This window comes from Roseomonas sp. GC11 (assembly GCF_024437745.1).
GTDB lineage: Bacteria > Pseudomonadota > Alphaproteobacteria > Acetobacterales > Acetobacteraceae > Pseudoroseomonas.
Genome location: NZ_JANFNY010000002.1, coordinates 65,791 through 77,577, shown reverse-complemented (window position 1 = coordinate 77,577; position 11,787 = coordinate 65,791). Strand labels below are relative to the sequence as shown.

Here is an 11,787-nt window from a genome sequence, read left to right as displayed (position 1 = left end):
GCTTCTTCTTCATCGTTCCGGTCATCGGTCACGACGCGGGCCTCCCGTCGGTGCGCGTGATCCGGACACGCTTCTGCGTGTCGCCGGAGCCGAAGCGCAGCTCTGCGGCTGCGAACAGCCGGTCGACGATCATGTAGTTGTTGCGGACCCGATAGTTGACGAGTTCAGAAGTGGTGCCCTCGGCGCCGACGACGAAGAGCGGTGGCATTTCGCCCTGGCCGATGCCCCTCGGGAATTCGATGAAGACCTGCCGGCCGTCGTCATAGGCGCGCAGCGGCCGCCACGCGGCGCGGTCGCCGGTCACCTCGTAGCGGAAGTTGATGCGCGAGAGATCGACGCCGGTGGCCACCGGCTGGGTGGCCTGTGCCTCGGCGTTCTGGCGGCGCAGCGCGATGAGTTGGTCCTGCGGATATTGCCAGGAGACGGAGGCCATATAGGTGCGCTCTGTCGAGCGCAGCTCCATGTGATAGGTGCGCAGGTTGGTGTTGATGACGAGATTGGTCATAAGTTCGGCCCGCGTCGGCTTCACCAGGATGTGCACCTGCAGCGTCGCGCCGGAACCGCTCTGCGTATCGCCGATGATCCATCGCACCGTGTCGCCGGCAGCCACCGGCCCCGAGCCGACGAGCTGCTCTCCGGGCTGGAGCGCGATGTCGGTGATCTGCCCGATGGCCGTGTAGACCTGATAGAGCGCCCCTTGCGTAAAGGGATAGACCTGCATCGAGTTGATGAAGCCATCGCGCACCGGCTGGATGCGGGCGGCGGCATTGGCCTGATTGACCCGCGCCGTGGGGTCGGCCGGCTCGGGCGCTCGCCGCGATTGCTCGACCGGCTTCATCTGTCCGGGCAGCGGAAGGGGCCTCGGCAGTTCGACGACCGTGACGGGTGCCGGAGGATCGACGGTTTGCACGGCGGCCGGCGCGTCGTCGTAGCTGATCTCGGGCGGCTTCTGCGTCGTCGCGCAGCCCGCCACCGCTGTGGCGGAAAGCAGCAAGGCCGCCAATGTGTGAGTACGGAAAGCCGGTTCTCCGGCTTTACGGAAAATCGGCATCGTCATTGCCCCAGCTCCCGTGACCATGAAATTGCGTTGACGTAGATCCCCAGCGGATTTGCGCGCAGCCGGTCGGCGTTGCGCGGAATCTGGACGACGATGGTAAGGATCGCCGTCCATCGGGTCGTTTCGGCGAGCTGGCCGTTCTCGTAGCGGCGCTCGGTCCATGCGACCCGGAAGCTGTCGGGAGAGGCGCGGATCACGCTGGAAACGTCTACCGCGATCTGCTGGCGGCCGACCTTGGTGAAGGGATCGTTCGAGCGCGCATAATCGTTGAGCGCGGCCGCTCCCCGGTCCGTCGTGAAGTCGTAGGCGCGCAGCCAGTTCTGGCGAACGATGATCGCGTCCGCCGGGATCGAGCGAACCTGCTCGATGAAGCGCGCGAGGTGGAATGCGATCTGCGGGTCGGTCGGCTGGTAGTCTGGCGTCGCTGGGGCTATCGCCTGCGCCTGGCCGAGCCGGTCGGTCTGAACGACCCACGGAACGACGGTGCCGCGCGCTGACTGCCAAACCAGCGCGGCCGCGAACCCCGCCGACAGGAAGAGCGAGCCGAAGGCCATATAGCGCCAGTTGCGCGCCTGCACGCGGGCCGAGCCGATGCGGTCGTCCCAGACCTGGGCGGCGCGCTGGTACGGCGTTTCGGGTTCGGGAGCTTTTCCATAGTGCGTCGAGGGTCGTCGAAACATCAGCGGTCACCTTCGGAAAGATTGATGGGGGAGCCGCCGCCGTGGCTGTCGCCGCTGCGCACCGCATGGACGGTGGTCGAGACTGCGTGGCTCATCTGTTGCGAGCGCTTCATGCGGCGGGCCCAGGCAGGCGGTTGATCGCCGCCACCGGCAGGGCTCGGTGCGGCATCGTTCGCCGCTTCGCCAACGGTGCCCATGGTCGAGGAGCCCCCGGTCGACTCGAAGGCGGACCGGGCTCCATCGGCGAAGCTGGAGCGCATGCTCGACGCGCGCTCGGCCGCGCGCCGAAGCGGCGATGTGGCAGCGGAACCGGCGGCCCGGGCGACGCCGCCTAGGCCGCTAACCACGCCCGAGGCGCCCGTCTGCCCTGCAGCGCCCAGGCTGTATGCGGTGGAAGCTCCGCCCGCGAGGGCAGCGCCTCCGCGGGCGGCGGCCGCGGCGCCTCCTGCGAGCGCCGAACCTCCGGAAGCGACAGCGCCGACTGTGGCAGCTCCGGCCGCGACCATGCCACCTGCGGCAAGCCCGGTTCCGACCGCAGCGCCGGCGCCGAGCTGCGGGCCTCCGGACACGAGGCCGTTGGCGATGCCGGGGCCAAAGATGCCGAGGCCGAGCAAGGTCAGTGCCGCGAGCACGATCGCCATCGCCTCGTCGATCGTCGGTGTGCGGCCGCCGAAGCCGGCGGTGAACTCGGAGAAGAGGCTAGATCCGATGCCGATGATGACGCCGAGGACCAGCACCTTGATGCCGGAGGAGATGACGTTGCCGAGCACGCGCTCGGCCATGAAAGCGCTCTTGCCAAAGAGACCGAAGGGAATGAGCACGAAGCCGGCGAGCGTCGTCAGCTTGAATTCGATCAGGGTGACGAAAAGCTGGATGGCGAGGATGAAGAAGGCGAGCAGCACCAGTGCCCAGGCGAGCAGCATCACCGCGATCTGAATGAAGTTCTCGAAGAAGCTCCAATAGCCCATGAGATCGGAGATAGAATCGAGCAGCGGCCGCCCGGCATCGAGGCCGGTCTGGGCGACCTTTCCGGGTCTCATCATGTCCGCGATTGTGAAGCCGGTCCCCGACGCCTTGAGGCCGAGGCCCGCGAAGCTCTCGAAGATGATGCGGGCTAGGTTGTTCCAATTGCCAAACAGGTAGGCGAAGACGCCGACGAACAGCGTCTTCTTGACGAGGCGCGCCATGATGTCGTCGTCGGCGCCCCAACTCCAGAACAAGGCGGCGAGCGTCACGTCGATCACGATCAGCGTGGTGGCGATGAAAGCCACTTCGCCGCTGAGAAGGCCGAAGCCGCTGTCGATGTAGCGGGTGAAGACCTCCAGGAAATGGTCGATGACGCCGGTGCCGCCCATGGTTTCAACGCGCCTCGTTCATGTGGGAGTCGATCGCTGGCGCGGTCTCGTTGGCGGCGGGGTCGCGGGCGGCCGGAGGGTTCTGCGGCTGACCCTGCGGGCCGGGCGCCTGCGGAGCCGGCTGCGGCTGCAGGGCCTGCGACGGCTTCAGGAAGCGGTCGCGGTTATCCGCCCAAGCCTGAAGGCAGGCGGGATCACGGGTGCCGGCTTCCCCAAGCTGCCGGCAGCGCCGCAGCTCGGTCTTCAGCGGGTCGACGCCCGTTTCGGTTGCCGCGGCGACGCTTCGGTAGAGCCGGGGCTCGTCCTTGCGGGAAAGTTCGATCGCCGTCGCCGTGATCGCGAAGGTCACGAAGCCGATGGCGCCGATGCGAGCCAGGATCTTTCCGTCCATCGCCGCGCCCTCAGTTGCTGCCCAGGAACATCTGCGCGTTGCCGGGCTGGTATCCGACGCCCGGCGTCAGGAAGCGGCGGCGCTGCTCGCGGCCCTGCTCGGCGGCGGCTGAGCGCTCCGCCTCGGCAAGCGCCTGGGCCCGACCGTTGGCGGAGACGACGGCGGTGAGATCGGCGAGCTGCTGGGCCTGCAGCGCGAGAAGCTGGTTGCCCGCCTGCGTCGCCTGCAAGGCCCCGGTCGCGCCCTGACTCTGGCCGACCAGCGCCGACATCTGCGTGCGGTTGGTGTCGATGTTGCCGACGACGCCAGCCTGGACGCGCATCGCGTCTTGGAGTCCCGACACCGTGTTGTTCCAGCGTTCCTTCGCTTGGGCCAAGAGTTGCTGGTCTGACGCGTTCATCGAGGCACTTCCGGCCCCGTAGTTCGTGCGGAAGGCCTGGTCGATGTTCTGGACGTTGTAGGCGATGCGTTGAGCCTCGCCGAGGAGCTGCTGGGTCCGCTGAACCGACTGCTGAAGCTGCTGGAGCGAGGAGAACGGCAGGCTCGTGAGGTTTCGCGCCTGGTTGATCAGCATCGTCGCTTCATTCTGAAGCGACGTGATCTGGTTGTTGATCTGCTGCAGCGCGCGGGTCGCCGACAGCAGGTTCTGCGCATAGTTGGTGGGATCATAAACGATCCACTGGGCCGAGGCCGGCGCGATCAGCACGGGCGACACCGACAGCGGCGCGGCGAGAATGGCGGCAGCGAGCGCCGCGCGAGGGACACGCATTTTCATGGCTGGCTCTCCAGGTTGGTGAGGTTGGGAATGAGGTCGGCCGCCCAGTCGACACCGCGATGGCGCAGCCACGCCGCGAGGAAGCCATCTCGCCCGTGTTCAGCGACGATGCGGTCGATGGCGGCCTGATCAGTCTTGGAGGACGCCGCGCAGAGCGCGAGCGCGACATCGGCGAGGCCCAACTCGAACAGCCGGTTGCCGCGGCGGCTTTGGCAGTAATAGTCGCGCTTGGGCATGGCCCTCGCGAGGATCTCGATCTGCCGGTCGTTGAGGCCGAAGCGCCGGTAGATCGCGGTGATCTGCGGCTCGATCGCCCGTTCGTTCGGCAGCAGGAGCCGGGTCTGGCAGCTCTCGATGATGGCGGGCGCGATTGCCGAGCCGTCGATGTCGGAGAGCGATTGGGTGGCGAAGACGACGCTGGCGTTCTTCTTGCGCAGCGTCTTCAGCCACTCGCGGAGCTGGCCGGCGAAGCCCTCGTCGTCGAGGGCAAGCCAGCCTTCGTCGACGATGATGAGCGTCGGCTCGCCGTTCAGGCGGTCCTCGATGCGGTGGAAGAGATAGGAGAGCACCGCCGGGGCCGCGGCCGTCCCGATCAGGCCTTCCGTTTCGAAGGCCTGGACGGTGGCGACGCCGAGATGCTCGCTCTCGGCGTCGAGCAGCCGGCCATAGGGTCCGCCGACGCAATATGGGCGCAGCGCCTGCTTCAGGTCGTTCGACTGCAGCAGCACCGACAGGCCAGTCATGGTGCGCTCGGCAACGGGCGCGCTCGCCAGCGACGACAGCGCCGTCCAGATCAGTTCCTTGACCTCGGGCGTCACCTGCACGCTTTCGCGCATCAGGATCGCGACGATCCAGTCGGCGGCCCAGGCGCGTTCGGCCGCCTCGTCGATCCGGGAGAGCGGCTGAAGCGCGACGCTGTCGGCCGAGCCCTCGGAGAGGCCGCCGCCGAGGTCGTGCCAGTCGCCGCCCATGGCGATGGCGGCGGCGCGGATCGAACCACCGAAGTCGAAGGCGAAGACCTGCGCGCCGGCGTAACGGCGAAACTGCAGCGCCATCAGCGCCAGCAGCACGGACTTGCCCGCGCCGGTCGGGCCGACCACCAGGGTGTGGCCGACGTCGCCGACATGGATGGAGAACCGGAACGGGGTGGACCCTTCGGTCTTGCCGTAGAGCAAGGGGGGCGCACCAAAGTGCTCATCCCGTTCCGGCCCCGCCCACACCGCCGAAAGCGGGATCATGTGGGCGAGATTGAGCGTCGAGATCGGCGGCTGACGGACATTGGCGTAGACGTGGCCGGGCAGCGATCCGAGCCAAGCGTCGACCGCGTTGATCGTCTCGGGCATCGCGGTGAAGTCGCGGCCCTGGATCACCTTCTCGACGAGACGGAGCTTCTCCGAGGCGACGCGGGGATCGTTGTCCCAGACGGCGATCGTCGCGGTGACATAGGCCTGGCCAGCATAGTCTGCGCCGAGTTCCTGCAGGGCCAGGTCGGTATCCGCAGCCTTGTTAGCGGCATCGGTATCGACCAGGGCGCTCGCCTCGTTGGTCATCACCTCCTTGAGGATCGCGGCGATCGACTTGCGCTTGGAGAACCACTGCCTCCGGATCTTGGTTAGGAGCTTGGTGGCGTCGGTCTTGTCGAGCAGGATCGCCCGCGTCGACCAGCGGTAGGGAAAGGCGAGACGGTTGAGATCGTCGAGGATGCCGGGCGTCGTCGCGGTCGGAAATCCGACGATCGTCAGAATGCGCAGATGGGCCTCGGCAAGGCGCGGCTCGAGGCCACCAGTCAGCGGCTGATCGGCGACCAGCGCGTCGAGATACATCGGCGTCTCGGGAACGCGCACGCGGTAGCGCTTCGCCGAGACGGTCGAGTGCAGATAGGTCAGGGTCTCGACATCATCGAGCCACCCGCACTCCGGCATGAAGGCTTCGACGAGCTGCAGGATGCGATCGGTGCGGTCGACGAAGCCGCGCAGCGCCTCCCAGGCGTCGACGCCTCGCTCGGCCTTGCCTTCGTAAAGCCAGCTCTCGGCGCGCGCGGCATCCTCGGCCGGCGGCAGGAAGGTGAACGTCAGGAAGTAGCTCGACTCGTAGTGGACGGCGTCCTCTTCGAAGTCGGCCTTCCGCTCGGCATCGACCATGGCCGAAGCCGCATCGGGAAATCGGCTCGCCGGATAGGCGCCGACGGCGTGGCGTTGCGCTTCGACGAAGATCGCCCAGCCGCTACCGAGTCGGCGGAAGGCGCTGTTGAGCCGACCCGCGACGGCAACCAGCTCGGCCTGCACGGAGGAGTCCAGGTCGGGTCCGCGGAAGCGCGCGCTACGCTGAAACGAGCCGTCCTTGTTGAGGACCACGCCGGGAGCGACCAGCGCCGCCCATGGCAGGAAATCCGCGAGACGGTTTGAGGTGCGGCGGTATTCGGCAAGGTTCAGCATAGGCGCGCCTCAGACGTTCAGGTGACCGGGGATGCGGAGATGCCGGCGACCAACGTCGACGAATTGCGGGTCGCGCTTGGCCGCCCAGACGGCGGCGAAATGGCCGATTGCCCAAAGACCAAGGCCGACCAGCCAGAGGCGCAGACCGAGACCGAGAGCGGCAGCGAGTGTGCCGTTGAGGATGGCAATTGCTCGAGGCGCGCCGCCGAGCAGGATGTGCTCGGTCAAAGCCCGGTGGACCGGGACGGTGTAGCCCGGCACGTCGCCGCCGCTCTCGATTAGGCCCGCCATCAGACGAGCGCTCCGCCGCCGAACGAGAAGAAGGACAGGAAGAAGCTCGACGCAGCGAAGGCGATCGACAGGCCGAAGACGATCTGGATCAGGCGGCGGAAGCCACCCGAGGTATCGCCGAAGGCAAGCGTCAGACCGGTGACGATGATGATGATCACCGCGATGATCTTGGCGACCGGCCCCTCGATCGATTCGAGGATCGATTGCAGCGGTGCTTCCCACGGCATCGAGGAGCCGGAGGCGTGGGCGGCCGGGGCCAGCAGCACACTGGCCAGGATGACGGATGCGGTTGTCGCTACATGGCGACGAAAATGCAGGGTACGGCGGATCATGCGGGTTCTCCTTCGGGGGGCTCGGTTGCGGGGCGGACGCGGTAGTCGCCGTCAGGGCTAAGCCCCTCGACGCGACCGAGTTCGGCCAGGCGCCTGGTCGAACCGCGGCCCGAGAGGACCGCGACGAGATCGATCGTCTCGGCGATCAGCGCGCGCGGGACGGTGATGACGGCTTCCTGGATAAGTTGCTCGAGGCGCCGCAGCGCGCCGAGCGCGGTGCCGGCGTGGATGGTGCCGATCCCGCCCGGGTGGCCGGTGCCCCAGGCCTTGAGCAGGTCGAGCGCCTCGGCGCCGCGCACCTCGCCGATCGGAATGCGGTCTGGCCGAAGGCGCAGCGACGAGCGGACGAGATCGGAGAGCGTCGCCACGCCGTCCTTGGTCCGCATGGCGACCAGGTTCGGCGCGGCGCATTGCAGTTCCCGGGTGTCCTCGATCAGCACCACGCGGTCGGAGGTCTTCGCGACCTCAGCGAGCAGCGCGTTGGTCAGCGTCGTCTTGCCGGTGGAGGTGCCGCCGGCGACGAGGATGTTGCGGCGGTCGGCGACCGCCTGGCGCAGGATCTCGGCCTGCTCGACCGTCATGGTGCCGGCGGCGACATAGTCCTGCAGCGTGAAAACGGCCACCGCAGGCTTGCGGATCGCGAAGGCCGGTGCGGCCACCACGGGCGGCAGCAGGCCCTCGAACCGCTCTCCCGTTTCCGGCAGCTCGGCCGAGACGCGCGGATTGCCCGCGTGGACCTCGGCGCCGACATGGTGGGCAACCAGGCGTACGATGCGCTCGCCATCGGCCGCCGAGAGCCGCTGCCCCGTGTCGGAAAGGCCTTCCGAAAGCCGGTCGATCCAGAGACGGCCGTCAGGGTTGAGCATCACCTCGACGACGCCGGCCTCAGCGAGAAACCCAGTGATGGCAGGGCCGAGCGCGGTCCGCAGCATGCGGGCTCCGCGAAGTATCGCCTCAGATTTCTCGGAATAGACGGCCACGTTGTCCCCGTTCTTGGCGGGACCGCGTCAGGCCGTCCCTGGATCGGGGATGATTAAGAGAACCGGAAAATGGTCTTCGGCAACAGGTTGTTTTGCTTGTCGTGCCGTGGCGTACAAAGACAGGCGTTCGGCGGAATCGCCGAATACTTGAGTCGCCGCAATCACTGCTTATTGCGCGTCGCGCGCGGGATCGCTGTCCTGGGGACTCCTAGCGTCGCGTCAGACCAAGACGCGCCGGCCCAGGCGAACTTGCGACTAACGTCAGGGCCGCTAGATATGTCCAAGCTTCTTAAGTCGACGGACAAAAGCGTCGTAGGATTGCCGAGCTTGTGCGACGCGCTCGGCGAGTTCGCGTTTCAACTCGTCGTACTGCTCAACCTTCTTCACCTCGGAGGAGACCATGTCCCGGTCGATGTTCATGTGTGGGGCTAAGCAATACCGGTAGTCCGGATTGGGCCCTTGGTTGTCGGGGAACACGAAGAAATTCGGTGCGACAAAATGGTGTAACGCCATTGCATCGGTGGAAAACGTATTGAAGAGAGCCGCCGTTTTTGTGTCTTGGAGAGCGTTAGCAGCGTCCGAGAACTGATTGTACGCGCGATAGAAGTGCGTATCGAAACTCGAGCGATAAGAGTGGTCGTCTAGAAGATCATCGAAATAGCGTTTCACTTCCCGCGCTGCCGGAGGGGATCGGGCGATCGTCTCTTTGTCGATTGCCAGACGGTGCGCCCATTTATCGAGCACGAAGAATTTGAATGCCAGGATTGATAGGCCGACTACGATCAGGATAGCCGCTACCCAATAGTTGGCAGACGAGTCGATCTTGACGTCGATCTTTCCGAAAACGAACGCAGCGATGGGTAGCCACCAAGGCCCGGCAAGCGCCGCTATGCCGCCGGCCAGGAACACCATGCCGACGGCGACGAATAGATGGCGACTATAAGAAAAGGACCAACGCCCCGATTTCTGGTCATGGGAAATGTGGATCGACAATGCTGTAAGTCTCCATTCTACGGCGTTGCTGGGGTACTATTAGCATATCCGTCAGTTGTCGCCGCTCACCGCGTTAATGTCTTCGGAAATCTCCTGCCGGAGCTTAGGACCCTTGGCGAGCCTGCGGCCGACCGCTGCGACGAACGCGTCGTAACGCTCACCCGCCTGGGCGCGTGCTGCCGCCTGCGCGGGCTCGGGCAGCGGCGGGTTGGTGGTCAGCCAGAACCGCACGAACACGGCGAGCATCTCGATCGAGATGCCGACGTCCCGCTCCATTCGGGTCATGCGACGGTCGAGCTGGTCGAGGCGCTTGGTCGTCGCCGCTTCTTGGCGCTCGGCAGCATCCGGGGAGAGGAAGGATGCGATTGCCGCCTCGGCGATCAGCGAGCGAGATTGATCGCGCCGGGCCGCATGGGCAGCGAGCGCCTTCATGACCTCGGGTTCGAGATAGACCGACAGGCGCTGCTTCTTCGATGGATTGGCCATGGGCGCCTCACAGCTCCATGCCGTCGTTCGGGTCGAGCGAGACCTGACGCGCCACGCCCTGCATGATCTGGTTGGCGCGGCTGATCCGGGCCGCGTCGTCATCGGCCTCGTCGTCGAATCCGCCGTCGAACTCGTTCTCGATCGGCGCCTTCTTCTCGACCGGCGCGGCGCGTTCCAGCTCCGGTTGGTAGCGACGTTCCGATCCGGTCGGATCTTCGTCACCACCATCCTCGATGACAGCCGCGCCTGGCGACACCGCGCTCGCCGGCCGGGCTGGAAGTGGTAGACGGCTCCAATCGTCCATTCCCGGCTGCGTCGGCCTGGTGACCGCCGGCGGCGCCGTGATCCGATCCTTGAAGCGGCGATCCTCGTAGTAGCGCGCCTTCTTCGCGCGGATCGGCGGCGTGCCCGCGACCATGACGATCTCGTCGGCGGGCGGGAGCTGCATGATCTCGCCGGGCGTGAGCAGCGGCCTCGCGGTTTCCGAGCGCGACACCATCAGGTGACCGAGCCACGGCGAGAGCCGATGGCCGGCATAGTTGCGCATGGCGCGCATCTCGGTCGCGGTCCCGAGTGCGTCGGAGACGCGCTTGGCGGTCCGTTCGTCGTTGGTCGCGAAGCTGACGCGGACATGGCAGTTGTCGAGGATCGAGTTGTTCGGCCCGTAGGCCTTCTCGATCTGGTTCAGCGACTGCGCGATCAGGAACGCCTTCAACCCATAGCCCGCCATGAAGGCGAGCGCGGATTCGAAGAAGTCGAGCCGGCCGAGCGCCGGGAACTCGTCGAGCATCAGCAGCAGCCGATGCCGGTTGCCCTTGGCCTTGAGATCCTCGGTCAGACGCCGGCCGATCTGATTGAGGATGAGGCGGATGAGCGGCTTGGTCCGGGCAATGTCCGACGGCGGCACGACCAGGTAAAGGCTGGTCGGCTGCTTGGCACCAACGATGTCGGCGATGCGCCAGTCGCAGCGGCGCGTCACCTCGGCTACGACGGGATCGCGATAGAGGCCGAGGAATGACATGGCGGTCGAGAGCACGCCGGAGCGTTCGTTGTCGGATTTGTTGAGCAGCTCGCGGGCGGCCGACGCGATTACCGGATGCGGTCCGCTCTCCCCGAGATGGGCGGTCTTCATCATCGCCGCCAAGGTGGATTCGATCGGCCGCTTCGGATCGGAGAGGAAGGCGGCGACGCCGGCGAGCGTCTTGTCCTCCTCGGCATAGAGCACATGCAGGATCGCGCCGACCAGCAGCGCGTGGCTGGTCTTCTCCCAGTGGTTTCGCTTTTCGAGGCTGCCTTCCGGATCGACCAGGATGTCGGCGATGTTCTGCACGTCGCGGACCTCCCATTCGCCGCGGCGCACCTCGAGCAGCGGATTGTAGGCGGCCGACTTCGCGTTGGTCGGGTCGAAGAGGAGCACGCGGCCATGGCGGGCGCGGAAGCCTGCGGTCAGCGTCCAGTTCTCGCCCTTGATGTCGTGGACGATCGCCGAGCCAGGCCAGGTGAGCAGCGACGGCACGACGAGGCCGACGCCCTTGCCGGACCGGGTCGGCGCGAAGCACAGCACATGCTCAGGCCCGTCGTGCCGGAGATAGGCGTGGTCGAACTTGCCGAGCACCACGCCGTCCTCGCCGAGCAGGCCGGCGCCGCGCACTTCGTCATGGCGGGCCCAGCGCGCCGAGCCGAAGGTCTCGGCATTCTTCGCCTCGCGGGCTCGCCAGACCGACATGCCGATGGCGACGGCGATTGAGATGAAGCCGCCGGACGCCGCGATATAGGCGCCCTCGACGAAGATCGGCGGCGCGTAGGCGTCGTAGAAATACCACCAGGGGAAGAAGGACCACGGATAGTAGATCGGCCAATGACCGAGCATGAACCAGGGCGGTCCGAGCTGGGGCTGGAAGCCGAGACGGTAGGCTGTCCACTGCGTGGCGCCCCAGGTCGTCAACAGGACGATGGCAAAGACCGTGAGGATCTGGCCCCAGAGGATCTTGGTAGCGGACATGGCGAGGTCC

The 11,787-nt window shown here is 66.4% G+C and carries 12 protein-coding genes; all 12 read right to left on the bottom strand.

Going from position 1 to position 11,787, the window contains the following annotated elements; translation table 11 throughout:
• Positions 1–28 precede the first annotated feature (28 nt).
• Positions 29–1,051 carry a P-type conjugative transfer protein TrbG gene (gene trbG / locus NON00_RS01195; RefSeq protein ID WP_256016836.1) on the bottom strand — a complete coding sequence of 341 codons (1,023 nt, stop codon included), beginning with the start codon at positions 1,049–1,051 and terminating at the stop codon, positions 29–31.
• Positions 1,052–1,053: 2 nt separating this feature from the next.
• Positions 1,054–1,737 carry a conjugal transfer protein TrbF gene (gene trbF, locus NON00_RS01190; protein ID WP_256016695.1) on the bottom strand — a complete coding sequence of 228 codons (684 nt, stop codon included), beginning with the start codon at positions 1,735–1,737 and terminating at the stop codon, positions 1,054–1,056.
• Positions 1,737–3,092, bottom strand: a complete 1,356-nt coding sequence (trbL, locus tag NON00_RS01185; RefSeq protein ID WP_256016692.1) for a P-type conjugative transfer protein TrbL — start codon at positions 3,090–3,092, stop codon at positions 1,737–1,739. Before trbL ends, trbF begins: the two co-directional genes overlap by 1 nt.
• A gap of 4 nt (positions 3,093–3,096) precedes the next feature.
• The gene (gene trbK-alt, locus NON00_RS01180) at positions 3,097–3,483 is read right to left on the bottom strand and encodes a putative entry exclusion protein TrbK-alt (RefSeq protein ID WP_256016690.1); all 387 of its coding nucleotides are present in this window, start codon (positions 3,481–3,483) and stop codon (positions 3,097–3,099) included.
• A gap of 10 nt (positions 3,484–3,493) precedes the next feature.
• Positions 3,494–4,258 carry a P-type conjugative transfer protein TrbJ gene (gene trbJ / locus NON00_RS01175; protein ID WP_256016687.1) on the bottom strand — a complete coding sequence of 255 codons (765 nt, stop codon included), beginning with the start codon at positions 4,256–4,258 and terminating at the stop codon, positions 3,494–3,496.
• Complete coding sequence (gene trbE, locus NON00_RS01170; protein WP_256016685.1) at positions 4,255–6,693, bottom strand: conjugal transfer protein TrbE; 2,439 nt, start codon at positions 6,691–6,693, stop codon at positions 4,255–4,257. The genes trbJ and trbE overlap by 4 nt, the downstream gene beginning before the upstream one ends.
• Before the next feature lie 9 nt (positions 6,694–6,702).
• A complete protein-coding gene (locus NON00_RS01165; protein WP_008125099.1) occupies positions 6,703–6,984 on the bottom strand; it encodes a VirB3 family type IV secretion system protein in 282 nt (93 codons plus the stop codon).
• A complete protein-coding gene (locus NON00_RS01160) occupies positions 6,984–7,316 on the bottom strand; it encodes a TrbC/VirB2 family protein (protein WP_256016682.1) in 333 nt (110 codons plus the stop codon). Before NON00_RS01160 ends, NON00_RS01165 begins: the two co-directional genes overlap by 1 nt.
• The gene (gene trbB / locus NON00_RS01155) at positions 7,313–8,248 is read right to left on the bottom strand and encodes a P-type conjugative transfer ATPase TrbB (protein ID WP_305123143.1); all 936 of its coding nucleotides are present in this window, start codon (positions 8,246–8,248) and stop codon (positions 7,313–7,315) included. The genes NON00_RS01160 and trbB overlap by 4 nt, the downstream gene beginning before the upstream one ends.
• A 318-nt stretch (positions 8,249–8,566) precedes the next feature.
• Positions 8,567–9,289, bottom strand: a complete 723-nt coding sequence (locus NON00_RS01150) for a hypothetical protein (RefSeq protein WP_256016678.1) — start codon at positions 9,287–9,289, stop codon at positions 8,567–8,569.
• Between the two features lie 51 nt (positions 9,290–9,340).
• Positions 9,341–9,775: a ribbon-helix-helix domain-containing protein gene (locus NON00_RS01145; RefSeq protein ID WP_256016675.1), complete on the bottom strand. Its 435-nt coding sequence runs from the start codon at positions 9,773–9,775 to the stop codon at positions 9,341–9,343.
• Between the two features lie 7 nt (positions 9,776–9,782).
• Positions 9,783–11,777: a conjugal transfer protein TraG gene (locus tag NON00_RS01140; protein WP_256016673.1), complete on the bottom strand. Its 1,995-nt coding sequence runs from the start codon at positions 11,775–11,777 to the stop codon at positions 9,783–9,785.
• Between the last annotated feature and the right edge of the window lie 10 nt (positions 11,778–11,787).